This is a genomic window from uncultured Aquimarina sp. (genome assembly GCF_947495315.1).
Lineage (GTDB): Bacteria > Bacteroidota > Bacteroidia > Flavobacteriales > Flavobacteriaceae > Aquimarina.
Map to the genome: position 1 here is coordinate 451,762 of NZ_CANLYD010000003.1, position 24,959 is coordinate 476,720.

Annotated in this window: 23 protein-coding genes; 5 read left to right on the plus strand and 18 right to left on the minus strand. The window is 32.4% G+C overall.

Features of this window, described 5'->3' with window-relative positions; all coding sequences use genetic code 11:
- The first annotated feature begins 2 nt into the window (after positions 1-2).
- From Q0910_RS07885 to Q0910_RS07905, 5 genes are read left to right on the plus strand one after another with little or no spacing between them, the layout of a single operon-like run.
- Complete coding sequence (locus Q0910_RS07885; RefSeq protein WP_299214512.1) at positions 3-791, plus strand: rhomboid family intramembrane serine protease; 789 nt, start codon at positions 3-5, stop codon at positions 789-791.
- Positions 791-1,693, plus strand: a complete 903-nt coding sequence (locus Q0910_RS07890; RefSeq protein ID WP_299214516.1) for a rhomboid family intramembrane serine protease — start codon at positions 791-793, stop codon at positions 1,691-1,693. The genes Q0910_RS07885 and Q0910_RS07890 overlap by 1 nt, the downstream gene beginning before the upstream one ends.
- Before the next feature lie 2 nt (positions 1,694-1,695).
- Positions 1,696-2,712, plus strand: coding sequence for an endonuclease/exonuclease/phosphatase family protein (locus tag Q0910_RS07895; protein ID WP_299214518.1), 1,017 nt, complete (start codon positions 1,696-1,698; stop codon positions 2,710-2,712).
- 42 nt (positions 2,713-2,754) lie between these two features.
- Entirely contained in the window at positions 2,755-4,068 is a 1,314-nt protein-coding gene (locus Q0910_RS07900) for an AAA family ATPase (RefSeq protein ID WP_299214521.1), read from the plus strand.
- A complete protein-coding gene (locus tag Q0910_RS07905; RefSeq protein ID WP_299214524.1) occupies positions 4,068-5,297 on the plus strand; it encodes a tetratricopeptide repeat protein in 1,230 nt (409 codons plus the stop codon). The genes Q0910_RS07900 and Q0910_RS07905 overlap by 1 nt, the downstream gene beginning before the upstream one ends.
- A 198-nt stretch (positions 5,298-5,495) precedes the next feature.
- Here the strand turns inward: Q0910_RS07905 and Q0910_RS07910 are convergent, their stop codons facing one another.
- From Q0910_RS07910 to Q0910_RS07995, 18 genes are all read right to left on the minus strand, one after another.
- Complete coding sequence (locus Q0910_RS07910; RefSeq protein WP_299214527.1) at positions 5,496-6,266, minus strand: M949_RS01915 family surface polysaccharide biosynthesis protein; 771 nt, start codon at positions 6,264-6,266, stop codon at positions 5,496-5,498.
- Between the two features lie 78 nt (positions 6,267-6,344).
- Entirely contained in the window at positions 6,345-6,653 is a 309-nt protein-coding gene (locus Q0910_RS07915; RefSeq protein WP_299214530.1) for a DUF6122 family protein, read from the minus strand.
- Complete coding sequence (locus tag Q0910_RS07920; protein ID WP_299214534.1) at positions 6,653-7,276, minus strand: WbqC family protein; 624 nt, start codon at positions 7,274-7,276, stop codon at positions 6,653-6,655. The genes Q0910_RS07915 and Q0910_RS07920 overlap by 1 nt, the downstream gene beginning before the upstream one ends.
- A 7-nt stretch (positions 7,277-7,283) precedes the next feature.
- Positions 7,284-7,976 (minus strand): signal peptidase I, encoded by a 693-nt coding sequence (gene lepB / locus Q0910_RS07925; RefSeq protein ID WP_299214538.1) that lies wholly within the window; start codon positions 7,974-7,976, stop codon positions 7,284-7,286.
- Between the two features lie 85 nt (positions 7,977-8,061).
- A complete protein-coding gene (gene lepB, locus Q0910_RS07930) occupies positions 8,062-9,681 on the minus strand; it encodes a signal peptidase I (RefSeq protein ID WP_299214541.1) in 1,620 nt (539 codons plus the stop codon).
- A 65-nt stretch (positions 9,682-9,746) separates the two neighbouring features.
- Positions 9,747-10,445: a 4-hydroxy-tetrahydrodipicolinate reductase gene (gene dapB / locus Q0910_RS07935; protein WP_299214545.1), complete on the minus strand. Its 699-nt coding sequence runs from the start codon at positions 10,443-10,445 to the stop codon at positions 9,747-9,749.
- 26 nt (positions 10,446-10,471) lie between these two features.
- Positions 10,472-11,077, minus strand: a complete 606-nt coding sequence (locus Q0910_RS07940) for a DUF5683 domain-containing protein (RefSeq protein WP_299214548.1) — start codon at positions 11,075-11,077, stop codon at positions 10,472-10,474.
- Entirely contained in the window at positions 11,067-11,972 is a 906-nt protein-coding gene (locus tag Q0910_RS07945) for a ParB/RepB/Spo0J family partition protein (RefSeq protein ID WP_299214551.1), read from the minus strand. The genes Q0910_RS07940 and Q0910_RS07945 overlap by 11 nt, the downstream gene beginning before the upstream one ends.
- Positions 11,973-11,978: 6 nt before the next feature.
- Positions 11,979-12,743, minus strand: a complete 765-nt coding sequence (locus Q0910_RS07950) for an AAA family ATPase (protein ID WP_118462167.1) — start codon at positions 12,741-12,743, stop codon at positions 11,979-11,981.
- Positions 12,744-12,876: 133 nt separating this feature from the next.
- Positions 12,877-15,732, minus strand: coding sequence for a pitrilysin family protein (locus tag Q0910_RS07955; protein ID WP_299214555.1), 2,856 nt, complete (start codon positions 15,730-15,732; stop codon positions 12,877-12,879).
- Between the two features lie 290 nt (positions 15,733-16,022).
- Complete coding sequence (locus Q0910_RS07960) at positions 16,023-16,904, minus strand: SDR family oxidoreductase (RefSeq protein ID WP_299214559.1); 882 nt, start codon at positions 16,902-16,904, stop codon at positions 16,023-16,025.
- 291 nt (positions 16,905-17,195) lie between these two features.
- The gene (locus Q0910_RS07965; RefSeq protein ID WP_299214561.1) at positions 17,196-18,467 is read right to left on the minus strand and encodes a CoF synthetase; all 1,272 of its coding nucleotides are present in this window, start codon (positions 18,465-18,467) and stop codon (positions 17,196-17,198) included.
- 67 nt (positions 18,468-18,534) lie between these two features.
- Positions 18,535-19,584, minus strand: coding sequence for a sugar-transfer associated ATP-grasp domain-containing protein (locus tag Q0910_RS07970; RefSeq protein ID WP_299214564.1), 1,050 nt, complete (start codon positions 19,582-19,584; stop codon positions 18,535-18,537).
- A 96-nt stretch (positions 19,585-19,680) separates the two neighbouring features.
- Positions 19,681-21,816 carry a methylmalonyl-CoA mutase gene (gene scpA, locus Q0910_RS07975; protein WP_299214566.1) on the minus strand — a complete coding sequence of 712 codons (2,136 nt, stop codon included), beginning with the start codon at positions 21,814-21,816 and terminating at the stop codon, positions 19,681-19,683.
- Positions 21,817-21,818: 2 nt separating this feature from the next.
- Positions 21,819-22,460: a hypothetical protein gene (locus tag Q0910_RS07980; RefSeq protein ID WP_299214568.1), complete on the minus strand. Its 642-nt coding sequence runs from the start codon at positions 22,458-22,460 to the stop codon at positions 21,819-21,821.
- A gap of 104 nt (positions 22,461-22,564) precedes the next feature.
- The gene (locus Q0910_RS07985) at positions 22,565-23,188 is read right to left on the minus strand and encodes a hypothetical protein (protein WP_299214571.1); all 624 of its coding nucleotides are present in this window, start codon (positions 23,186-23,188) and stop codon (positions 22,565-22,567) included.
- Positions 23,189-23,282: 94 nt separating this feature from the next.
- A complete protein-coding gene (locus Q0910_RS07990) occupies positions 23,283-24,650 on the minus strand; it encodes a methylmalonyl-CoA mutase subunit beta (protein WP_299214573.1) in 1,368 nt (455 codons plus the stop codon).
- On the minus strand, positions 24,643-24,957 hold the full coding sequence (locus tag Q0910_RS07995; protein ID WP_299214605.1) for a septum formation initiator family protein: 315 nt from the start codon (positions 24,955-24,957) through the stop codon (positions 24,643-24,645). Before Q0910_RS07995 ends, Q0910_RS07990 begins: the two co-directional genes overlap by 8 nt.
- Between the last annotated feature and the right edge of the window lie 2 nt (positions 24,958-24,959).

Here is a 24,959-nt window from a genome sequence, read left to right on the forward strand (position 1 = left end):
AGATGAGGGGAATTTCACCAGCAGTAAAACATATACTGATTATTAATATAGTTTTTTGGATAGGAACACTATCTATAGGTAGAGGGGTTTTATTCGAGAATCTTTTTGCATATCATTTTGTTACAAGTGATTTATTCAAACCCTGGCAAGTTTTGACACACATGTTTATGCATGCAGGATATGTTCTTAAAGCGGGAGGAGGAGAAACAATATATTTTCAACATATATTATTTAATATGTTTGGGCTTTGGATGTTTGGAACACCTGTTGAGAAGTTTTTAGGAACAAAGAAGTTTGTGTTTTTCTATATCTCTGCAGGCTTAGGAGCGCTATTGATACATGCGGGATGGGATTATTTTCAATTTCAAGAGCAACTTTCAAACTTAATTCAAGCGGGATATGATAAAGAAGCGATTTTTAGTTTACTAAATGAAGGTAAATATAATACGCAGTGGGAACAAGTCTTAAGTGACAAAGGCTTACAAAATCTAGTCGGAAATTTTGTTGGAACTTTGGTAGGAGCCTCCGGAGCTTTAATGGGTGTATTAGTTGCTTTTGGGGTTTTGTTTCCAGAAACTCCGCTAATGCTTATATTTCTGCCAATACCAATAAAAGCTAAATATTTTATTCCGGCTATAATTTTGCTAGATCTATTTTCTATGTTATCGGGATATTCATTATTCAGCCCATCTAACACGGCATATTTAGCTCATTTAGGAGGAGCTCTGTTTGGGTTTATGATGGTGTGGTATTGGAAAAAGAATTCGTTTAATCAAAATCGTTGGAACTAATGTCATTGCAAAATAGTCTTAGACTGAAATATCAAACTGCTTCGGCTATAGAGAAGCTAATAGCTATCAATTTATTAGCTTTTGTTTTTTTCGGACTATTGTCTGGGATTACTTCTTTGATGCAATGGAATTTTACTTTTGTAGTGGATTGGCTTGTCTTTTTTAAAGATTTAGATGAATATTGGTATAAGCCTTGGACGATCATTACGTATGCTTTTTTGCATGCAGACCTACGACATATCTTTTTTAATATGTTAGTGCTTTATTTTTCTGGAAGATATTTCATTGATTACTTTAATGGTAAAAGAGCTTGGACGGTATATCTATTAGGAGGAATTAGTGGTGCCTTGCTTTTTATGATATCCTATAATTTGTTTCCAGCACTTATTGAATTAGGAAAATCACAAAATGCGTATTTAATAGGTGCATCTGCTTCTGTCATGGCAATATTGATTGCAGTAGCAACCAGAGTACCAAATTTGGGAGTTCGTTTAATGTTTATAGGTTCTGTGAAATTTTGGCATATTGCAGCCTTTTTTGTTGTTTTAGATCTTATTCAAATTAATCCTAACACTGCTGGAACCCATTTAGCACATCTCGGTGGAGCGTTATTTGGATATTTGTATGCAAGTCAACTCAAAAAAGGAAAAGACATAGGTAGCTGGTTTGAAAAGTTGATGGATTCAGTGGCAAGTCTTTTTAAACCTAGAAAGAAAAGCCCTCTAAAAACAGTGCATAAAGCGAAGAAACCAAAAAACACTACTAAAAATACAACTTCATCTACGACTAAAAACCCCAATCAAGCTAAAATAGACGCAATACTTGATAAAATTAGTAAAAGCGGCTATGATAGCTTAACCAAACAAGAAAAAGACTTTTTGTTTAAAGCGGGTAAAAATTAGTAATGAGAAAACTGGTTAATAAGATCATATTTTTTATCAATTCGGTAGTGGCTTTTGCCTTATTGATGTCGTATCTATTGCCATACATTTCTCCGCAGACATTTCCGTTGTTATCCGTATTGAGCCTTACTGTACCCATTTTAATTGTTATTAATGTACTGTTTCTGTTGTATTGGGCAATACTCTTAAAACGTAAGATGCTATTATCATTAATTGTGCTAATTCTTGGAATTTCTCACGTATCTTCTTTATATAAATTAAGAGGAAAATCTTCTGATGCGGTTGATGATACACTTTCCTTATTTAGTTTTAATGTACATGCTTTTAATCGGTTTAAATGGATTGATTCTGAGGTTATACCAAAGGAGATTTCTAAATTAGTAAAAGATGAAAACCCTGATGTTTTTTGTGCTCAAGAGTTTTATAACAATCCTGATATAGATTTTAGTCAGTACGAACATAAATTTGAATATTTTCATCACCGTAGTCAAGAATTGGCACTCGTTATTTTTTCTAAATACCCTTTTGTAAATAAAGGCTCGTTAAGCTTTAAGAAGACTGCTAATAATGTCATTTTTGTGGATATTGCTATGCCTTCTGATACGATAAGAGTGTACAATGTTCATCTACAATCTCACGGAATTAGTACTAAAACGGATGATTTAGCGAAGGCGGATTCTCAGAAGTTATTCAAACGAATACAGGTTTCTTTCAAAAAACAACAAAGCCAAGCAGAACAGCTTATCGCACATATGAAATTATCACCATACAGAAATATTGTGATGGGTGATTTTAATAATACAGCGTATTCTTATATATATGATAAGATAAAATCAGAAAACCTTCAGGATACCTTTAAAGAGGCAGGTAAAGGCTTCGGAAAAACCTTTAATTTTGAGCTGTTTCCCGCAAGGATTGATTTTATTTTAGTGCCAGAGGATACTGAGGTAGTAGGTTTTAAAAGTTTTGATCTAGAACTTTCAGATCATTATCCCATCTTTTCGAAGATTAAGCTTTAATTTTGACCTCTAAAATAAAATAAGGTGTAATAAAATAGTAATATGAGCAACGATTTGATAGATGATCTTTTGGAGGCACTTTCTTTTTCGCCGGAAAATATACCTCTTAGACTGAGAATTGCAAAATCTTATTTTGATAGAAGCGATTTTACAAAATCAGAAGAGCAATATGTGGAAATTTTGAAGTTAGACGGAACTTTAAAAGATGCAAAATTTGGACTTTCTAAATGTTATTTTAGACTTAAAAAGATATCTCCTGCAGAAGTTATTTTAGAGGAACTAATGCAGATTGATCCTTTTAATTTAGAATATCTTGAGCTGTTATGTTATTGCCAATTAGAGGAGGATAATTTTTTAGAGGCAAAAGAAACGTATCAACAGATTTTAAATATTGATAAATCTTATAAAAATGTCGATTTCGATAGTAAGTTAAGGATGCAAACAATCCAGAGTAAAGAAGATACCTATGTAGATGAAGATGCGGTGAAATTTCTAAAAAAACCTACTGTCAATTTTTCGGATGTTGGAGGTATGAGTGAGGTGAAAGAGCAGATTTCATTAAAAATAATTAAACCTCTTGAGCATAAAGAATTATATAAGGCTTATGGTAAAAAGATTGGAGGAGGTATTCTGTTATATGGTCCACCAGGTTGCGGAAAAACCCATTTAGCGAGAGCTACTGCAGGAGAAATAGATGCTAATTTCATCAGTATTGGTATTAATGACATATTGGATATGTGGGTAGGTAGTAGTGAACAAAACCTTCATGAAGTTTTTGAAACTGCCAGAAGTAATAAACCTTGCGTTATTTTTATAGATGAGATTGATGCTTTAGGGGCTAACAGAAGTGACATGAACAAGTCTGCTGGTAGAAATGTAATTAATCAATTCTTAGCAGAATTAGATGGTATAGATAGTGATAATGATGGTATTTTGGTATTAGGTGCTACCAATACACCTTGGCATTTAGATCCTGCATTTAGAAGACCAGGAAGGTTTGATAGGATTATCTTTGTGGCGCCACCAGATAATACTGCAAAAACAGCCATTTATGAAATTATGCTAAAGGATAAGCCTATAGAAAACATTGATTATAAAGCCTTGTCAAAAGCAGCTAAAGAGTTTTCAGGTGCTGATATTCAGGCATCCATAGATGTTGCTGTAGAACAGAAATTAATGCAGTCATTTAATGATGGAATACCAAAGCCAATTAATACTAAAGATGTGCTAAAGGCTATAAAAAGTATAAAGCCGAGTACTAAAGAATGGTTTAATACTTCTAAGAATTATGCTTTATATGCCAATGATTCAGGTTTATATGACGAAATATTATCGTACTTGAAAATTAAGAAATAATGGAAAATGTATTTTTTGAAAGAGGCTTTCAACTTTTTCAAATAGGTAAGTTCGATAAGGCATTACGTTCGTTACAAGAAGGTTTACAATCTGATCCAGAGAGTTATTTGGCCAAAAGTTTAATAGTACGCTGTTATTTGGAATTAGATGATTTTGAAAAAGGGAATAAGATGAATAACCTTTTGATATCTCAGTATCCTAATGAAGATGAATTATTTTACAATAAATCGGTTATAGCACGGCATAATGAGAATAGACAAAAAGCTTTAGAAGCTATTAATGAAGCAATATCATTGGATCCTTATAATCCAGATTATTTTGGTTATAAGGGGCTTATGTTGTTAGAGTCTAAAGATTTTAATGAAAGCCTAGCTTGTGCTAATGAAGGGTTGGAGCTTAATCCAAATAATATACTTTGTCTTAATGTGCGTGCCCAAACTTTGACTAAGTTAAACAGGAAACAGGAGGCTCAAGAGACAATAGGAAATACTCTTCATCAAGATCCTGAAGGTAGTTTTTCTCACGCTAATGTTGGTTGGGTTCAATTAGAACAAGGAAATCATGAGAAAGCGATGCATCATTTTAAAGAATCTCTTAAGAATGATCCTACTTCCAGATATGCAAAGGATGGAATGCTTGAATCGATTAAATCAAAGAATTTTGTTTACAGACTTTTTTTAAAATATGCTTTTTGGGTATCTAAAATGAAAGAAGGTAAACAATGGTTTTTTATTATTGGACTATATCTTGCTTATCGTTTTATTGTTGTCTTATTAAGTAAAACGGATTACCCTTATTTAGCTTATTTTGTCATAGTACCTTATCTTTTGTTTGCTTTAGGTGGATGGATCATTGGACCATTATCCAATGCTATATTACTTTTTAATTCATATGGGAAATATTTGTTAGAGCAAAAAGATAAGATATCTGGGATTTTGTTTTCCTCTTTATCTAGCTTGTCGATATGTAGTTTTTTATTGTTTTATATATTAGATAAAGGATCTTGGTTTTTAATAGGGATTTCTGCCGTTTGTTCAATAATTCCTTTGTCTACATCGGCTTTAATTGACAAGAGATCTTCTAAGTATATTAGTTATGTTATTGGTATAGTTATTTTGTTAGCGGGATTTTTAGGACCTCTATTTACAGATAGTATTACAACTCCAATGATGGTTTCTATTTTTGGTTTGGTTGGATATAGTTGGGTAGGCAATGCGTTAAAAGATTAATTAGTCATCATTCTGAGGGTTCGAATTGACCTGTAATATGATATACTTAGTTATTTTAATAATTATTGTTTTTAAAAGTTTTGACCTAGAACTTTCTGATCATTATCCGATATTTTCAAGGATTAAACTATAATTTTAAAGTATAAAAATAGCAATAATAGTATAACAGAGATTAACAAGAACACTGATTTTGAAGTGTTATTTATTTTCTAAACGAGTAGCTTTGTTTTTTATGCTTTTCTCCCAATCATCGGCAAAAACTGCATGACCATTTTTTGTCATTAGTTTCATTTTTTCTATTACTGCTTCTTGTATTTGTATTGGAAAATTATAGAGCTTCTTATTAATTTTAGTGATTCTTCCATCAGGAATTTCACTGTTCTGATGTTTAATAGTTACTCTGCTTTTTTTATAATAAGCTATGATTTTTACTCTACCATCTTCATACATACTATGTGTAGTGGTGCCATAGACAATTATAGGGTCTACTTCACCGTCGCCATCAAGATCTGATAATTGTGAGTATTGATTCCAGAAACCAATTGAAGTTTCCCATTCTTGATCCATTTCACCTTTGATCGTTGATCTTTTCTTAAATTGATTCTTTTCCACTCTTAAGTTTAGTGCATATATATTATCGTATAAGGTGTCTTTTTCTTCGTTTACGACATTTTTATGATCAGTTAGTAATAAATAATATTCACCAGAGTTGTCTTTATAATTATATACCTGATACAGTGGGTTAGAAATACCTAATTGAATTTGTCTCCTATTAGAGAAAATGGCATTCATTTCTTTTTTAGAAAGTTTTCTAGCCAATGTTGTGTCCATTGGTATCGTAGCGTGTTTTTGTATGGGTAACACTTCGATGTTTTCTGTTTGGTTTTTAGAATCTTCTTTTGATTCTTTAGTTTGTTTTCCACAAGAGAAAAAGGTTATTAAAACGATAAAAAGTAGAAATCTATTCATAGGTAAACAGTGTTAAAAAAGAAATATGTACAGCTAGTTTTGTACTAAATGTAAAGAATATTTTCTAAATAAACGCATTTACATCATCCAACAGTCTAATTGATCTGTAATAATGTGCCAAAGTAGGGCTATACCCAAAACTCTTGTTTTTTTAGGAAATAATAAAACCGTATATATGATTATAGCATATATGCTGTGCAGAATATGAAATCCAACACTACATCGATTTGGATCAAAAATTGGATCCGCTAATAAGTGATCTATATCAATCAACATGGCTCCAAGAAAAATGAGATATACTTTTTTCCATTGTTTAGGAAAGAAAAGTAAAGCAATAGCTAAAGGTATTAAAAAATGAAATCCGTAATGTATAGTTAGCCGAAACATCAAAAAATCGATTGATTTTCTAAGTAGGTAAGTGTATTCGTTCCTTCGTTAAACAATAGGTCTAAAATAGAAAGATTGGGAATGAAACCGTGTTTGTCCGAAAATACCTGAATGTATGTTTCCAGTTTATGTGTTTCTTCTTTTTTGGAATTCACTAAGATTCTCATATCATTCAGATCTTCAGAATCTTTTTGGTAATCTTTTGTTTTGGTATATGAAGGGTTTAATTGCAGGCAATCAAAAATAACCTCCATACATTCGTAATTGAAATCCAGTAAAAAATCTTTTCTTTTTTCGAATAGGTGAGCCAAATCATCTTCATAATACTCAAAAAACGGAGAGGTTCGATAAGCAGATTGGATAGACTTCCAGTGGAGTAATTGCCATGGGAATTCATTTTCTACACGTACATTCTTATATAATTGTTTAGTTCCATTGCCTACGTGTTTTATGGGTATGGTCAATAAGAGTTTACCATTAGCTCCATAAATATAGGTTCTATTGCGATAGGTTTGCTTTTGGTAATTGTCCTGATGTTCAAAAACAATAGTGTCCGATTGTGCTATTGCGACATATTGCTCAATAGATCCAAAATACATAGGATGGAGTAGAGGTGTTTTCATAACGTTTCTAGAATCGTGTTGCTTTACCAATAATTTTAGATTCATCAATAATTCCAATCATCCGGGAATCCTCTGAATTATGTCTGTTATCACCTATTACAAAATATTCCTTTTCTTTTAGTACTAAAGGACCAAAATTATCTATATTCCAATTCATTCCAAATTGATTTTTGATATGTTGATCAATTTTTCCTTTTGATATTATTTGTTTAAAACTTTCAAGATTATTTCTTTTTGCAATTCGGTCACTCATAAATGCAATTACAGAATCATTATTAGATTGGTAATAAGAACGGTCATCAAACAAAGTGATAAGTTCTTTATTTTGGGCTAATTTTTTAGCAACTTTTTCTTGAATCTTATATGAATGTACAAGATTGATAATACTATCTACGTTCTTACGATTAACATACAATACGCCATTTTTAATTTCTAAAGTATCATTAGGGATACCAACTAATCGATGAATTCGTTTATTGTTTCCCCACAAACTATCGGTGTGCTTATAGCAAACAAAATCCAACCTCTTGGGCTTTATAAAAATAGATACTACTACTTTGCTGTTAATAGGTAAGTTAGGCTCATTAGCGGCGCTCGAATTAGTATAAAATCTATACACATCTGTTCCGAATGCTATGTATAAGAAAATACTAACCACAAAGAGTAGAGTTCCGAGAAGTATTTTACTATTCTTATCCATTAAAAGGTCTTCGAAAAATATTTAAAAAACTATCTATACAAATTTATATGACTCTCAAGATTTTTATTCTTATGGTGTTATTACCTTAAGCTGCTTTTTTTCGTTTACGATACTTGCTGAAAACTATATAACCAATCAGTGTGATCAAGAAGTAATAGAAATAAGATACAGGTTTTCCATTACCACCTACTGTAGTAAATAGACGTTCCCATCGTATTTTATTAAAAAGCCCTTTTGCATTGGTATCCCAACTCATCCATATAAAAACAGGTTTCCCCACAATATGAGTTGCCGGCACATACCCCCAAGCACGACTATCTTCGCTATTATGACGATTATCACCCATCATCCAGTAATAATCTTGCTTAAAGGTGTAGGTGTCGATAGGATTTCCATTTAATAATACCTGAGTTCCATTTACAGATAATTTGTTATCGATTCCCATTTCAGATCCTTCATATACTTCTATAATTCTTCGATATAGATAAAAACTTTCTAGATCTATTTTAACCGTTTTACCAGCTTCAGGAATATAAATAGCTCCAAAATTATCTAAATTCCAGTTTACTTTTCCCTTATTTGGAAAAGTGCCCGGTACTTTAACACCTTTCGGATAGATGTTTCTTTCTAAACCTGTTACTCCACCATTATTTTTAAAAAGTTCTGCTGACTCATTTGTTAAAAGAGCACGATTAAATGATTTCCTTAGATAAGTTTTTTGAGTTCGTTCATCAAATATGAATGCGCTAAATTCATTTGGTTTAAGACCATATCTTTCATAAAGATAATCGGGATTTAACGCTGAGTAAGAAGATTCACTTTGTTTGAATTCACCGCTATAAGAGAACTGTATTTCAGCCCTATCCGGCAATTCTGTTTGTTTTCCGTTGATATGGACATATCCATCCACCACAGATAAGGAATCTCCTGGTATACCTACACATCGTTTTACATAATTCGATTTTTTATCGATAGGTTTATAATGATATTTACCATCACCCCATTGTTGGAATGCATTTACGGTATCCACTGGCCAGCTAAACACTACAATATCATTACGCTTAATTTTTTGAAAACCAGGTAGTCTGAAATATGGATATTGTATATCGCTATTATATGATTTAGTCTTTACTAAAGGTATCGTATCATGTACCATAGGAAAAGAAATTGCTGTCATAGGTGTTCTGGCACCATAATGAAACTTACTTACAAACAAGAAGTCTCCCACCAATAATGTTCTTTCTAAAGATCCGGTAGGTATCGTATAGGGTTGCATAAAGTATGTATGCACTAGTGTCGCTGCAACTACTGCAAAAAGAATAGAACTTACCCATTCTCCAGTACCGGTTCTCGGTTTTAGATCTCTATCTTCTATATGATTTACATCCAACATGTAATTTACATAGTAGATATAAAAGCCTAATGTAACGATAACTAAAATAGTATCTGTGGTCGTGTTTTTTCCGAAGCTTCTAATGGTTTCTACCCATATTACAGGAAGCATAATTACATTAATAACCGGAATAAATAATAGAATAACCCACCACCATGGACGATTGATTATTTTCATTAGTACTACTGCATTATAAACAGGTACTGCTGCTTCCCATGCTTTTCTTCCTGCTTTAACGTATAATTTCCAAGTTCCTAAGAAATGTACTACTTGTACCGCCAGGAAAAAAATAAACCATTCTGATAGTGTCATTCTTTTGTATGTTTTTAGTATAAGTGTATGTAACTATAAAAGTGTTACACTTTTTAATTGTTTCGTTATAAACCTAAAACGTCTTTCATCCCGAAAATCCCTGTTTTACCACATAACCATTCTGCAGCTACAACAGCACCAAGTGCAAATCCCTGACGATTATGCGCAGTATGTTTAATTTCTATATCATCTACTGCTGACGTATAGGTAACTGTATGTGTACCAGGAACGTTTTCAATTCTTTTTGCTACAATAGGAATTGTGTTGTCGTCTCTTTTATCTAATTGCCAAGCATCTTTATCAGTGTTTTCTATAATACCTTCTGCTAATGTAATTGCCGTTCCGCTAGGAGCATCCAATTTCTGAGTATGATGAATTTCCTCCATATGTATGTCATAGCCATCTATCGGATTCATCATTTTAGCTAATTTTTTGTTTAATTCAAAAAACAAGTTAACCCCCAAGCTATAATTTGAAGCGTAAATAAAACCACCTTTTTTTTCCTTGCAAAGGGATATGATATGATCATAATGATCTAACCAACCTGTGGTTCCGGAAACAATAGGTACGCCAGCATTAAAGCAATTAGTAATATTATTTACTGCTGCAGATGGAATGCTGAAATCAATAGCCACATCAGCTACAGATACATCATATTCTTTATCGTCCTTGTCTACAGTGAGTACAATAGTATGACCTCTTTCTGTTGCAATTTTTTCTATGGTTTTACCCATTCTGCCATATCCTAGTAGCGCAATCTTCATATTTTTGGTGATGGTGGTTATAAAATTTAGAAACTATAATTTAGTGACATACCGTAATTAGGTTTGCCTCCTAACTCATTAAAATTTATTTTGGGTTTAAAGGATAGGTCTTTAGAAACGTTAAATTGCTGTAAATGAGCAGTTACATTGGCATCAATAATATTTAGTACATATAAACCTACTGTAATCATTATTGATAATTCCTGATCTTTTCTAAAGCGTCGTTGTCGATCTATTAATTGTTCATTAGTAAGAACAGATAATCTATTGGTCGGATCATCTGGAACACCAGCTAATCTACTTTTATAAAAATCACGAGCTTCAGTATACAAATCATTATTAAATTTATAATAATATATTCCGGCTCCCAGTGCACCATAAACAATCGGTATTTTCCAATACTTTCCGGTATGTGCTTGTCCCAATCCTGGTAAAATAGCTGAATAAAAAGCCGCTCGAGCAGGGGCTAAGGGTTCATAAGGTCTTAATTTTTTATTCTTTTTTTTCTTCTTTTTTACGGCTACCTCTTCTGTAACCACCTTTAGTTCTTCATTTTCATTCTTCTCTTGAGAAAAAATAGAATGAATACAAAAAAACAGGAATAGGATAATATAAAAGGACTTAGTTTTCACTATCAATGAGTTTCTTTAGGCGTTTAAAATCTTCTTCTGAAGAAAACGGGATAATCAATTTCCCACGTCCGTTACTGGAAACCTTTACGTCAATCTTTGCTCCAAAATATTCTGAGAAATCTTTGATTCCTTTTAAGATATATTGAGGAGCTTTACTTTCCGTTTTTTCAGTATTCGGTTTTTCTTCTTTGTTGTTTAAAGACCTAACTAATTTTTCAGTGTTACGAACGGATAACGAATCTCCAATAATTTTTTCATAAATATCAAGCTGTTGCTGCTGATCTTGGACATTAATCAATGCTCTTCCATGACCCATCGAGATAAATCCATCTCGAATACCAGTTTGTACAATAGGATCTAGTTTTAATAGTCTTAAGTAATTAGCAATAGTAGATCTTTTTTTACCTACACGATCACTTAATTGTTCTTGGGTTAATTGAATCTCATCGATTAATCTTTGATACGATAATGAAATCTCGATTGGGTCTAAATCCTGACGTTGGATATTTTCTACCAGTGCCATTGTTAATGATTCCTGATCATCAGCAATACGAATATATGCAGGGATAGTTTTTAATCCAACTAATTTAGAAGCTCTAAAACGCCTTTCTCCACTTACTAGCTGATACTTATCAAAATCTAATTTCCGAACAGTAATCGGTTGAATTACACCTATTTCTTTTATAGAAGTCGCAAGTTCTTGTAGTGTTTCATCATTAAAACTTGTACGCGGTTGAAAAGGATTTACTTCAATACTATTGAGGTCCAATTCTATAATATTTCCAACCACTTTATCAGCATTTTTGTCATCTGCTGATTTGATATCATTTTCCGGGTCTTTCAGTAAAGCTGATAGCCCTCTGCCTAAAGCTTGTTTTTTTGTTGCCTTCGCCATGAATCCTTAACTATTTTTCTTTATAATCTCGTGCGCCAAACTTAAGTAATTGCTGGCACCTTTACTAGAAGCATCGTAATTTATTATACTTTCACCATAACTAGGTGCTTCGCTTAAACGGATATTTCGCTGAATGATTGTTTTAAAAACCATTTCATTAAAATGTTTTTGTACTTCTTCGACTACTTGATTGGATAATCGCAACCTTGAGTCATACATTGTTAACAATAATCCTTCGATATCCAGATGTTGATTGTGGATTTTCTGAACACTTTTTATCGTATTTAGTAATTTTCCTAACCCTTCAAGCGCAAAGTATTCGCATTGAATAGGAATAATTACCGAATCCGATGCCGTAAGGGCATTCAGTGTTAACAGACCAAGTGACGGAGCACAATCGATCAAAATATAATCATATGCTGATTTAAGATGCTCAATAGCCTTTTTCAGCATATATTCTCGTTCGTCTTTATCGACTAGTTCAATCTCTATAGCTACCAGATCAATATGTGCCGGTATGATATCTACATTAGGAGAATTAGTCTCTAATATTGCCTCTTCAGGTTTAATAGTATGTTCCAGAATCTGATAGGTTCCTTTTTCAATACTTTCTACATCTAGTCCCAGTCCCGAAGTCGCATTGGCTTGAGGATCTGCATCTATTAGTAATACTTTTTTCTCTAATACTCCTAGAGAAGCTGCTAAATTTACAGAAGTGGTTGTTTTACCAACACCACCTTTTTGATTGGCAATCGCTATTATTTTACCCATGTGGGGAGATTTGGATTTAAGCGATAAAAATACAATTAATTATACATTATAAAAATGAAAAATATTAACAGTGTTTAATAAAAAAGGCCATCAGCTGAAACTGATGGCCTGCGGGATGAATAATAAGTTTAAATTATTCTTTTTCTGGCATTAGTATACCCAAAATATATCCTGTGTCTACATATTTTTTAGCCACATTCTGAATATCTTGTTTGGATAACTTTGCAATAGTTTCAGCGTAGTTTTCTCCACTCTCCATTGGTGTTTGATTGTAATCAGCACTCTGAAGATTGCTCAGCCAAAACGAGTTTTGTTTGCTTTTTTCTTTATAGTCTAATAATCTAGATTCCTTAATTTTAGAAAGATCCTTATCGGTTGGTCCATCTTTTATGATTTTTTGTAACTCGGCAATAGCAGCATCAGTTAATTTTTTTACGTTTTCCGGACCACAAGGAAAACTTATGCTAAAGTTATAACTTCCATAAGGTAGTTTGTTTAGTCTTCCTCTGGCACCAACCCCATAAACACCACTTTCTTCTTCTCTAAGTTTTTCAATTAACTTAATAGAAAGGATTTCTCCTAAGGCTTTTATGGTTAAATCTTCGGATTTATTGTATTCTGTTTCTCCTCTCCAAATGATATTTACAGAGCTTTTAGGATCTTTACCTTTATAAACTATTTTTTCATGAGCTCCAGATATTGGCCTAAAACCAGAAACGTTATAGGTTTCATTTTTACCTGTGTCTGGTAAACTAGCGATATACTTTTCTACATATTCTTTTAATTTAACTTCATCAATACTTCCTACCAGGTAGAAATTGAAACCTCCAACACCTGCAAACCTCTCTTTGTACTTCTGGTATGCAAGTTCATAATTAACGGCATCTAATTTTTCTGAAGTTGGAAAACCAGTATATCTTGGGTTTTCTCCATATTGAAATTTATTAAACTCTTCACGGAAATAATTTTGTGGATTAGAAAGATAATTTGCCAAAAACCCTTTTTGTTTTTCGAGTTCTGTTCTAAATGCTTTCTCATCTTTATTTACATCTGTAAAGTATAAGTACAGTTGTTGGAACAATGTTTCCATATCTTTAGAAGTTGTAAAACCATTAAAACCTTCAGAGATACTAGTAATATAAGGGCTTAATGCGACAATTTTACCAGACATCACTTTGCTGATATCATTACGTGATAGTCCACCTAAACCTGTTTGTGCCACACTTCCACTTCCGAAAGCAATCTGCATATATTCTTCATCAGTATACAAAGAATTTCCTCCATAACTAAATGCGGAAAATAAAATTTCATCGTTTTTAAAATCGGTTTTTTTATAAGTGATTTTTGCTCCGTTACCTAATTCTAAAACCGTATAACCCAATTTTTCATCAGTTTTAGAAGAAATAATTTTTCCCGGAATTGGCATGCTTTCGATCAGGTTTTTACGAACTTCTTCATCTTTATAATCTTCTATTTCAGAAGTTTCTATTGCTTTTAGTAAGGAAATAATTTCTTCTTTTGTTACCAGTTTTAGTCCTTCTTTTTCAGGTCCGGTCATTACTACGGCACGATTATCATCGTGTAAAAAGTTCTTAATTAATTCATTTACTTCTTCTAGAGTAATAGTTGGTAATTGCGACATTGTATATTGATATTCCCATTCGATTCCAGGAATAGGCTCCTGTTCAAGGTAATTATTAATATACTGTCCTATGATTCTATTAGATTCTCTTTTATCCTTATCCTTGAACGATTTTTCCCATCTTGCAGTGATATCTTTTTTTGCTCGATCTAGTTCTCCTTTTTTGAATCCGTATTGCTGTACTCTTTTATTCTCTTGTAGAATTACCTTCAAAGCATTAAGTTGCCCAGTTTCAGAAGTTAAAGCAAACGACTGATATGCTTTCTTATTTCTCGCAAAAATACCACTGTGACCACTTCCTGCAAATACGAAAGGTGGATTAGGCTTGTTTCTTAGTTCGTTAAGACGGTTATTCATCATTTGGGTAAAAACTCCCTCTATAATATCCTTTCTGTAATCACCTACCGTAGTCATTGGTTCTGAAACCTCTCTATCTTTATACATTAATCTTACAATAGAGTTAGATGCTTCTTTATCTGAAACTACGGCAATAAGAGTTTCATCGTGATTTGGAGTATCATAAGTCTCTCTTTTTTTAGGATTCTCTGGCATTTCGATACCGCTGAAATGATCTTTTATCTTTTGTTCTAAAGTTGCAACATCAAGATCTCCAACGGCAATTACTGATATTAGATCTGGTCTGTACCAATCTTTGTAATAGCTTCTTACATCTTCATATTTAAAGTTTTCCAGATTTTCTTTTGTGCCTATTGGCAACCGTTCAGAATATTTAGAATTATAGGCAATTATGGGTAAGTATTTTTGAAGCATTCTTTCATTAGCACCTTTACCTATACGATATTCTTCTAGGACAACACCTCTTTCTCCATCAATTGCTTCTTCTGTAAGTTCTGCATTGTGAGCCCAATCTTCCATAATTTGGAATCCCTTTTCTAATTTTTCAGGATCATCACTAGGGATAGGTAAAATATACACTGTTTGGTCAAAACTGGTATATGCATTAAGGTCTGCACCAAATTTAACTCCAATCGTCTGTAGATAGTCAATCAGATCATTCTTTTTAAAATTCTTAGTTCCATTAAAGTTCATATGCTCCATAAAATGAGCAAGCCCTAATTGATTTTCATTCTCTAAAATAGATCCTGCATTTACAACAAGTCTTAATTCTACTTTATCTTCGGGTTTTCCGTTACTTCGGATGTAATAGGTGAGGCCATTATCTAGTTTCCCAATTTTTACATTAGGGTCTACCGGGATTTTCGCATTATTTTCTATGCTAGTAGATACTCCAAGCTCTTTGTCAGTTGTTGTTTGGGCAATTAAAGTAAGTGGGATGCTACATAAAAATGCTCCGATAAATGTATTAGAAATTGTTTTTATCTTCATTGATGAATTATTAATGTAAACTCGTTTCCGAATTTATTAAAAGCCTAAAATAGTTAAAAATTCGATATTCAACTATTTTTTTAGTTGAATATCGAATCAAAGAACTTCATTCTCGATAGGGTATAATCATTTAGCTTTTTTTTGTTTGACCCTTAAAATTCTTTTGAATATTACTTTTATATATTAGTTAGTAAGTATTCTCTTCGTAAATACGTGACTTTTTCAAAAAAAAACTGAATATCAGGCATTTTATCTGATATTCAGTTGTGTCCAATCTTATTTAATATGTTTTATTTACTTTTTTTAGCACGTATCGCTGCTTCTAACATATCCCACATTTGTTCTGGAACTTGATCGAGTAAGTTAAATTGTCCTGCTCCTTTTAACCATTCTCCTCCATCTAGGGTGATTACTTCTCCATTAACATAAGCTGAAAAATCAGAAACAAGATATGCTGCTAAGTTTGCTAACTCTTGATGTTCTCCTAAACGTTGAAGAGGTACTTTTTTAGAAAGGTCAAATTTATCTTTCATATCACCAGGCAGAAGTCTATCCCAAGCACCTTTGGTTGGAAAAGGTCCTGGAGCAATCGCATTAAATCGCATTCCATATTTAGCCCATTCTACCGCAAGCGATCGTGTCATAGCTAATACTCCCGCTTTAGCAGTGGCACTTGGCACTACGTAAGCAGAACCGGTCCATGCATAGGTAGTGACTATATTTAATACATTAGTATTTTCGTATTTGGTGTCTATCCAGTGTTTTCCGAAAGCAAGTGTACAGTTTTTAGTTCCTTTTAATACAATATCGATAATAGTGTCAAAGGCATTAGCTGATAATCGTTCGGTGGGGGAGATAAAGTTTCCTGCAGCATTGTTTAGTAATATATCTACCGATCCAAAAGCTTCGAGGACTTGATCTCTCATGGATTCTACCTGATCATAATGTCTTACATCACATTGTATTGGTATACAAGTTCCTCCTGTTTCTTCTTCAAGTTCTTTTACAGTACCTTGGAGTTTTTCGAGATTACGTGAGGTAATAGCTACTTTGGCACCAAGTTCCATGAAATACTTAGTCATTGATTTACCTAATCCACTACCGCCACCGGTAACTACAATGTTTTTTCCTTCCAAGGCTCCATCACGAAGCATTTTATCAGTATAGCTCATATGTTTTATATTAATATCGTTCGTTATTTTCGTGAAAGTTACAATTTATATTTAAAATACTATGCGCGCATAGTATTTTTAAATATTTTCAAAATATCAATTTTAATATGGTTTAAACAAATATATTATAATTTAAAGAGCAAACCTTTGGGTTTTTATTAAATACTTGATTTTAATAATTGTTTCTTAATTATGTAAAAAGAATGACAAGTTTAGGTGTACTATTTTATTAATTTTATATACTTATGCCTTATTAAGATGTTTATTGTATTCATAAATTGTAATTTAGAATTAAACCATTTCGTTTACCATTACTCTTCTTTTGCCTGAGGCTAGCAACGGGATTTCTGAAACATATTCTATCGTTATGTTGGCATCTTTTCCTAAATATCTTTTAAAATCAGAAAGTAGTTCCTCTTCTTTGCTGAAGATATTATTAGAATTAAGTTTTAATATATAGTCTTTTTTGCTTTTTTGAACTAATTGACATTGTGTTAATTGAGGATATTTGTTAACCATTAATACAAGGTTAAATGAAATTATTTCACCTTTCGTGTTTTTTATGGAATCGATTTTTCTTCCTTCTATTTTTGTGAGTACTTTTTTTTCATCTATTATATCAAATGCTCCCAGGTCGCCTGTGTCATATCTAATCATTGGGGTACAGTAATTAAATAGGTCTGTAATAACAATTCTTCCAATGACTCCTTTTTTTGCAGGTTCGTTTGTGTTTATATCGAGAATTTCTACGTAATAGCTAGCATCATTAATAATAAAATGAGACTTTCCTTTTAGTTGTTGTGCTATGATTCCATTTTCTATATTGGAATATCTAGATACTGGTTCAATTCCAAAATATTTTTTAACGGAATCTTTAGTGTATTGATTTAATTTTTCAGAAATAGCGATTATTGATTTTACTGAAGTTATTCTGAAATTAGGATTTTTTCTATCTAGATGTTTACATATTTTTTCAAAGGCAGACACATATCCTAATAGGCAAGATTTCCTCTTGCGTTTTTGTAAAGTATCTAATAGGTCGTCGATAAAGGAGTCGGTAAGATCAAAAACATCAATTGGTACAACATTTTGCGCAAAATGTGTCAGAAAATTTTTCTTTTCAAAAGCATTCCAAAGCCTAAAAAAGTATAGTTTGTCACCAATTTTATATCCCGCTTCTCCCCAAAAATATAAATTATCTGCTGTATTACGAGTGCTTTTGTTTTTGTCATGATATACCATAAAAGGGGTTCCTGTAGAACCACTTGTAGATACTGTTTTTTTCTTTTTGTCTGTATAAATTACTGATTGAAAATCAATAAAATTAGCACGAATAATGTTTTTGTTTACTATCGGAAAAGAATCAATTTTGAGCTTTTCATTTTTGTAATGAGGTACTGTTTCGATTACATGCTGTAGTATCGTATCTAAGTATTTTTTTTTCTTTTTTTTAGCCTTTTCAGAAATACTATTAGTTATTATGAATTTAATATCGTTGCGATTAGCTTTTTTTTTGCTTCCTGTTAATTTATCGGTCGTCCAGAATAATATATTTCTTAGCATAATAATGATTTAGGTTTTAAAAAAAGAAGAGAGAAGTAGTGCTTTAATTTTCGAATGGGCAATGGATTTACGCTTCTTCAAGTATCTCCTTAAATATAGGGTGTTTTAGGTATCCTCCGTAGGCTATATCTGGTGTTATGAAAGAATTGTTGTCATTTCCTTCTATAATTATAGGGCCATTGTTACTAATTGCAATATCCCAACCAATAATACGATCAGGTATATATGAGACAGCTTTTTTTATTAACAATTTAGATTCTTCAAAGTAAGGGATTTCAAATCCATCAAATGTTGTATGAGTATTAGGATGTTTTTCCAGCTGTTTCCCTCCATATTTCATCAGTTGATGGCTTTTTCCTATGAGTTTTCCTTTTTCTAAATCTACGGAGAGGTAAATACCTCCAGCACTACCATTATCTATAAAATCCCCGCCACTACCGAATCGCATAAAAGCTGATAAAATATGTGTTACACCCTTTTTATCGATATAGGTATCAAAACGTATTGTATTAACACTACGTTTGTATATTTTATTAATTTCAGTATGTTGTTCTATAACTTCTTGATGAATAAATTCATGTGATAATATCTCTTTTGCATATTGTTTTATCTCTTGTGCAAGATTTTTTTTGGTAAGAAGAAAACATCCATAACCGCCCATGCCGGTTATAGATTTTATAAAGACACTGGTGGTATTTGTTTCTCTAAGAATCATTTGGATAAAAAGAAGTAACTCTTCTTCTGAGTTCACTAACAGGAGTGTCGAATTATAATAAAAACGATTTTTATAATTAAAGCTGATTGATTTAGGAACAGGAAGGTTGTTTTCTTCCATATATAGCGCAAAGGACAGCTTATTTCTTAATAATGATGAATACTGAAATTTGTGTAGTTTCTTGGATAGGGTAATCTTATCTACTTCTTTACTACTTAGGTAATCCTTATAGTTTGTGATTTCTTTTCGGTATAAGAATTTTCCAAAATAAAAATATGGGATCTCTTTTTTTAGGATCCAAAAGCGTAATGATTCCTTTAAGATTGTTAAAAGGTTTTTTCTGTTTTTATCGTTGATAATAACAAACAATCTTTTCTTTAAAAGGCTTAGCTTCCTTTTCATAATAAGATCTAGGGATAATTATTAATAATAGACCTCTTTCAGAACGTACTGAAGACTCTTTTATTTAATAGATGCAAATAGAGATGTTAAATAATTCTATTTAACAGTTGAAATTAAAATTTCCAAAATGGTAATCGCAGCATCACTTATTTTGGTTCCAGGGCCAAATATAGCAACAGCTCCTTCCTGAAATAGAAATTCATAATCATCAGGAGGAATGACTCCGCCCACAATAACCATAATATCTTCTCTTTCATATTTTTTTAATTCGGCAATAATCTGGGGGACTAAAGTTTTGTGTCCTCCAGCTAATGAGGAAACACCTACTATATGTACATCATTCTCTACAGCTTGTTTTGCAGCTTCTTCTGGAGTCTGAAATAAAGGACCTATATCTACATCAAAACCTACATCTGCATAACTAGTAGCCACAACTTTAGCTCCACGATCATGACCGTCTTGTCCCATTTTTGCAATCATTATTCTAGGTCTTCGGCCTTCGAGATCTGCATATTTGTTAGCTAGTTCTCTTGCCTTATTAAATGATTTATCGTCTTTTATTTCTTTGGCATACACTCCTGTAAATGATTTAATTTCTGCTTTATATCTTCCAAATTCTTTTTCGAGAGCATCACTAATTTCTCCTAAAGTAGCTCTTAATCGTGCAGCATCCACAGCTAAAGCTAATAAATTTTTCTCATCATCTTTAGCTGCTTTTGTTAAATTAAGCAGCGCTTGTTGTACCGCTTCTTCGTCTCTAGAATTTTTAACTTTCTTTAACCCATCAATTTGTTGTTTTCTTACAGCATTATTATCTACTTTTAGGGTAGCTATATGTTCTTCTTCTTCCAGTTGGAATTTATTAACTCCAATAATTAGATCTTGTTGGCTATCGATTCTCGCTTGCTTACGAGCTGCAGCTTCTTCTATGCGCATTTTAGGAATTCCAGCTTCTATCGCTTTGGTCATTCCTCCTAATTCTTTAACCTCTTCTATAAGTTTCCAGGCCTTTTCTGCTATGTCATTTGTTAAAGATTCTACATAATAACTTCCAGCCCAAGGATCAACAGTACGTGTTATCTGTGTTTCTTCCTGAAGATAAATTTGTGTATTTCTAGCTATTCTGGCAGAGAAATCTGTGGGTAATGCAATAGCTTCATCCAATGCATTAGTATGCAAACTTTGGGTGCCTCCAAAAGCCGCTGCGCTGGCTTCTATACAGGTTCTGGCTACATTATTAAAAGGATCTTGTGCTGTTAAACTCCATCCACTGGTCTGACAATGAGTCCTGAGCATCAAGGACTTTGGGTTTTTAGGGTTGAATTGTTTGATTAGTTTTGCCCAAAGCATGCGTGCTGCCCGCATTTTGGCGATTTCCATGAAATGATTCATTCCTATTGCCCAGAAAAATGATAAACGAGGAGCAAAAGAATCAACATCCAGACCTGCATCAATTCCTTTTCTGATATATTCTAATCCATCCGCTAATGTATATGCTAATTCAATATCACAAGTTGCTCCTGCTTCTTGCATATGGTATCCGGAAATACTTATCGGATTAAATTTAGGCATGTTTTTAGAACAATACTTAAAAATATCACTAATAATTCTCATTGATGGAGTAGGTGGGTAGATATAGGTGTTACGTACCATGAATTCCTTCAAAATATCATTCTGAATAGTTCCTGATAACAATTTTTGATCTACTCCTTGTTCTTCTGCAGCTACAATATAAAAAGCCATTATTGGTAGAACCGCTCCATTCATTGTCATAGAGACAGACATTTTGTCTAATGGTATTTGGTCAAAGAGCACTTTCATATCTTCTACCGTGTCTATTGCTACTCCAGCCATTCCCACATCTCCAAATACTCTCTCATGATCACTATCATATCCGCGATGTGTAGCAAGATCAAAAGCAACAGAGAGTCCTTTTTGACCTGCGGCAAGATTTCTACGATAAAACGCATTACTTTCTTCTGCAGTAGAGAATCCGGCATATTGTCTAATAGTCCAGGGTCTTCTCACATACATGGTAGAGTAGGGGCCTCGCAAATATGGAGGTATTCCAGCTACAAAATTAAGATGTGTAAGGTTTTTTATATCGTCTTTGCTATATTCAGATTTTATTTCAATTCCTTCCGAAGTAGTAAATATTTCTTTATCAGAAGATGAACGGGAAGCTTTACTCTCTGGGTGCAACGTAATATGTTGAATATTTTTTCTGGTCATTTTTAAAATTTCATTTTTTCAATATATCCATCAAAATTTACTTCAAACGGAGTCGTAAGATTGATCATAAATGTTTGCTTATCAGCTGTAATAATGTAAAAATTACTAAATATTCGAATGTCTTCTTCAAAATTATCAACCTGAAATATAGATCTAAACATGGTAAAATTCTTATTTTTTGCATATGCAGCGGTAAGTTTTTTAAAGTTAAGATCAGTAACAAGGCTTACTTGATTGTTTTTTTGTTTGATGATAGAAAGCAACATAGCGGCATCTCGCTTACTAAAATTCATATAAGGAAGCGTGTTTATAGTATACGTGGATCTAGTATAGGAGTCAAAGAATAAGTGAAAAGAACCCTGCATATCTCTCATACTTTCTAATCTTCTCATTTCATTGCTTAACTGTGTCTTTGTTAGAGAGGAGTCAAGTATGGATCTATAGTTTTCTAATGAGAGTTGTTTAAATCCTTTAGGGAGAAACGTTTTGACCAATCCATTTTCTAGATGAAAGTAATTGCCTTCTAATATTTGGGTTGTATCGTTATTTGATTTTTCTATCCAATTTTGGGTTTCCTGTAAAACAGTATTACACGAAATTAAAATCAGTAAAGAACCAATAAGAAGATATAGTCTTATTCTCATTGAAGAAAAACATTAATGAAAACGTAAAATTACGGTTTTATTAGTGATCTTTTTTAGAAAATATAAATTATGTTAACTGGTTAATACGAATATTGCAATAATAATTAACCAAATGCTTTTTCGATAACCATAAGAATAGAGAAATAAATATCAAAAGCGATAAACTTTTTTATTTCTGAAGAACGAAATTTTTTGTCAGGGATGTAGTAAATTCTCTGCGCAATAAGAGATGTGCTTACATTTCCATCCTGCTCGAGTGTGCTGATGATGTTTTGGAAGTCATCACTATCACTATTGTTTTTTAAACATTGAATAAGTCCTCCTCTATAATTAAAAATCAGAATCTCTTCTTCTCCTTTTTTGGAAGGATGCGTATATGGCGATGGTTTTTTGCTTGCTTCGTGATTTTCGTACTCGCTAAGTTTTACCCAAATAGAATTTGGGTCATTCGATTTCTTTTTAAAAACTCGTGCTAGTTGGATAGAATTGTCTGATGGTAATTTTCTTAAATCCAGTGATAAACTAGCTACTTCTGCTAGGAATGTACGGTACGTTTTTATGGAATCATTTCCGAATTTGTAGTATTCGAATAAGTCTTTTTCGAACGAATTGAATGCTTTACTGTAGAGTCCACTACTATCAACGCTGAGGCAATTGATACCGTTTTGGGAGTAACAGATTGATGTTAAAAGCAATAAAGTTATTATGACGATTCTAGATCTAATCATTTGGGGCATCGATTAAGATTTAGTTTTGTTAATTATTTGTTGTTTAAATGTTAATTTTTTTGGAAAGTTAACAATAAATTATGAATTATTTCCGTTATATACTGTTTTTCTCAATTTTTTCACACAATCTTCTTTTGATAATTGGACTAACTAAAGTTTTTCTTATATTTTTTTCAAGAAAGGGATTTTTCTGCATCGAAGGTATTACTTCTTCAGGATTTCTGTAGGTATTAGCTCCTGTTAAAATAACTTCTTCTTTGTCAAAAAGCTCTTGTTCTTTCTCTGAACTTTCTTTTATTTTTTTCTGAATGATTCCAGATTTTAATTGTTTCAAATAGCCTCCGCCTTCTTCGATGTTTTTAAATAAAGACAGCGCTTTTTCAGCCAGCTGATTTGTTAAGCTTTCTATATAATAAGATCCAGATGCAGGATTGTTTACGATATCAAAAGCGCTCTCGTTTTTTAGAATTAACAATTGATTGATTGCTATTCTTGTTCCGAAATCGTTTTCTAGATTATATACATCATCATATCTCAAATTATGAATCGTATCCGCTCCACCTAATATAGCGCTCATGCACTCAGTGGTGGTACGAAGCATATTTACATTATAATCTAAAATGGTTTTATTTCTGTGTGAAGGATGCGCGAATATATAACATTTTTTTAACATTTTATATTCTTCTGTCAAAGAATCCCATAATATTCTTAAAGCTCTTAGCTTAGCAATTTCGAAGAAGTAATTTCCCCCAACGGCAACCTTAAAGATTATTGGTTTTTCTTGAAAAGGATTGTTTTCCTTATTTTCAAAGTGATTAAGGTATTCATTTGCGTGAGCTAATCCATAAGCTAATTGTTGGATCATAGTAGCCCCTGCATTTTGAAGTATACCGAGGTCTACACTAATAATGTTGTTTATATTGGTGCTTTCTTTTACTATATTTCCTAGTACCTGATGATCTTCTTTTAGGTTTTTAAACCAATTTCCAGTTTTTGCCAAATTACCGATGATATCGGTCAGTAAATGAATAGAAAGTTTCGATTTATCAGCATAGGTGTTTACCTTTTGGATATAATCGGAGGACAAAAATAAAGTTTCAATATAGACAGGTACATCAGGGGAGATATCAGATAAAAGTGTATCCGGTTCTGTATTTTCGGTTGTGACTACGAAATAAATGCTTTCTGCACCTTTTTTAATTGCCTGTAAGGCTGCATTATTTCCAGCAGTAGCATCCTCAACTTCAATTTTTAGAGAGTTTTTCCAGATAGAAGAGTGAGAGATACTATTATCAACCTCAATAATATCTTCAGTACTATAGAAAGGCTTTACGTCAATTCCTTCATGCGATTTATAGATTAAAGCTTCATTATAATCAGCTCCTTTTAAATCGAATTGAATTTTTTGCTTCCATTCTTTTGCAGAAATTTCATCAAAACCATCAAACAAAGTCTTAGTCATCTTTTTCTTTTTTAGGGATACTGTCTTCGTATTCAATAATGTAGATTTCTTCATTATCTCGCTTCATAAAATATTCTTCTCTGGCGAACTTTTCTAGTTCACTGCTATCTTTTAGAATTTTTATATCCTTTTGATCCTCTACAATTTCCTTTTTATAATATTCTTTGTTATCCTTTAATTCTTTGATTTCCTGATCTAATTCCCTATGAATAAGCCATGAATTTGTATCCAAAAACAGAATCCATATTACAAATACCAGTATTATCAACACATATTTATTAAAAAATATGGCAAAAACCGGTATCAGAG

Bases quoted from the DNA above. Each gene is read 5' to 3' on its own strand.
- dapB (WP_299214545.1), bottom strand. From the start codon at position 10,445: ATGAAGATTGCGCTACTAGGATATGGCAGAATGGGTAAAACCATAGAA.
- lepB (WP_299214541.1), bottom strand. From the start codon at position 9,681: ATGACACTATCAGAATGGTTTATTTTTTTCCTGGCGGTACAAGTAGTA.
- Q0910_RS07965 (WP_299214561.1), bottom strand. From the start codon at position 18,467: ATGCTAAGAAATATATTATTCTGGACGACCGATAAATTAACAGGAAGC.
- Q0910_RS07895 (WP_299214518.1), top strand. From the start codon at position 1,696: ATGAGAAAACTGGTTAATAAGATCATATTTTTTATCAATTCGGTAGTG.
- Q0910_RS07955 (WP_299214555.1), bottom strand. From the start codon at position 15,732: ATGAAGATAAAAACAATTTCTAATACATTTATCGGAGCATTTTTATGT.
- Q0910_RS07920 (WP_299214534.1), bottom strand. From the start codon at position 7,276: ATGAAAACACCTCTACTCCATCCTATGTATTTTGGATCTATTGAGCAA.
- Q0910_RS07960 (WP_299214559.1), bottom strand. From the start codon at position 16,904: ATGAGCTATACTGATAAAATGCTTCGTGATGGAGCCTTGGAAGGAAAA.
- Q0910_RS07950 (WP_118462167.1), bottom strand. From the start codon at position 12,743: ATGGGTAAAATAATAGCGATTGCCAATCAAAAAGGTGGTGTTGGTAAA.
- Q0910_RS07910 (WP_299214527.1), bottom strand. From the start codon at position 6,266: ATGAATAGATTTCTACTTTTTATCGTTTTAATAACCTTTTTCTCTTGT.
- Q0910_RS07905 (WP_299214524.1), top strand. From the start codon at position 4,068: ATGGAAAATGTATTTTTTGAAAGAGGCTTTCAACTTTTTCAAATAGGT.
- Q0910_RS07915 (WP_299214530.1), bottom strand. From the start codon at position 6,653: ATGTTTCGGCTAACTATACATTACGGATTTCATTTTTTAATACCTTTA.
- Q0910_RS07980 (WP_299214568.1), bottom strand. From the start codon at position 22,460: ATGAGAATAAGACTATATCTTCTTATTGGTTCTTTACTGATTTTAATT.
- Q0910_RS07985 (WP_299214571.1), bottom strand. From the start codon at position 23,188: ATGATTAGATCTAGAATCGTCATAATAACTTTATTGCTTTTAACATCA.
- Q0910_RS07945 (WP_299214551.1), bottom strand. From the start codon at position 11,972: ATGGCGAAGGCAACAAAAAAACAAGCTTTAGGCAGAGGGCTATCAGCT.
- scpA (WP_299214566.1), bottom strand. From the start codon at position 21,816: ATGACCAGAAAAAATATTCAACATATTACGTTGCACCCAGAGAGTAAA.
- Q0910_RS07900 (WP_299214521.1), top strand. From the start codon at position 2,755: ATGAGCAACGATTTGATAGATGATCTTTTGGAGGCACTTTCTTTTTCG.
- Q0910_RS07890 (WP_299214516.1), top strand. From the start codon at position 791: ATGTCATTGCAAAATAGTCTTAGACTGAAATATCAAACTGCTTCGGCT.
- Q0910_RS07970 (WP_299214564.1), bottom strand. From the start codon at position 19,584: ATGAAAAGGAAGCTAAGCCTTTTAAAGAAAAGATTGTTTGTTATTATC.
- Q0910_RS07885 (WP_299214512.1), top strand. From the start codon at position 3: ATGAGGGGAATTTCACCAGCAGTAAAACATATACTGATTATTAATATA.
- lepB (WP_299214538.1), bottom strand. From the start codon at position 7,976: ATGGATAAGAATAGTAAAATACTTCTCGGAACTCTACTCTTTGTGGTT.
- Q0910_RS07990 (WP_299214573.1), bottom strand. From the start codon at position 24,650: ATGACTAAGACTTTGTTTGATGGTTTTGATGAAATTTCTGCAAAAGAA.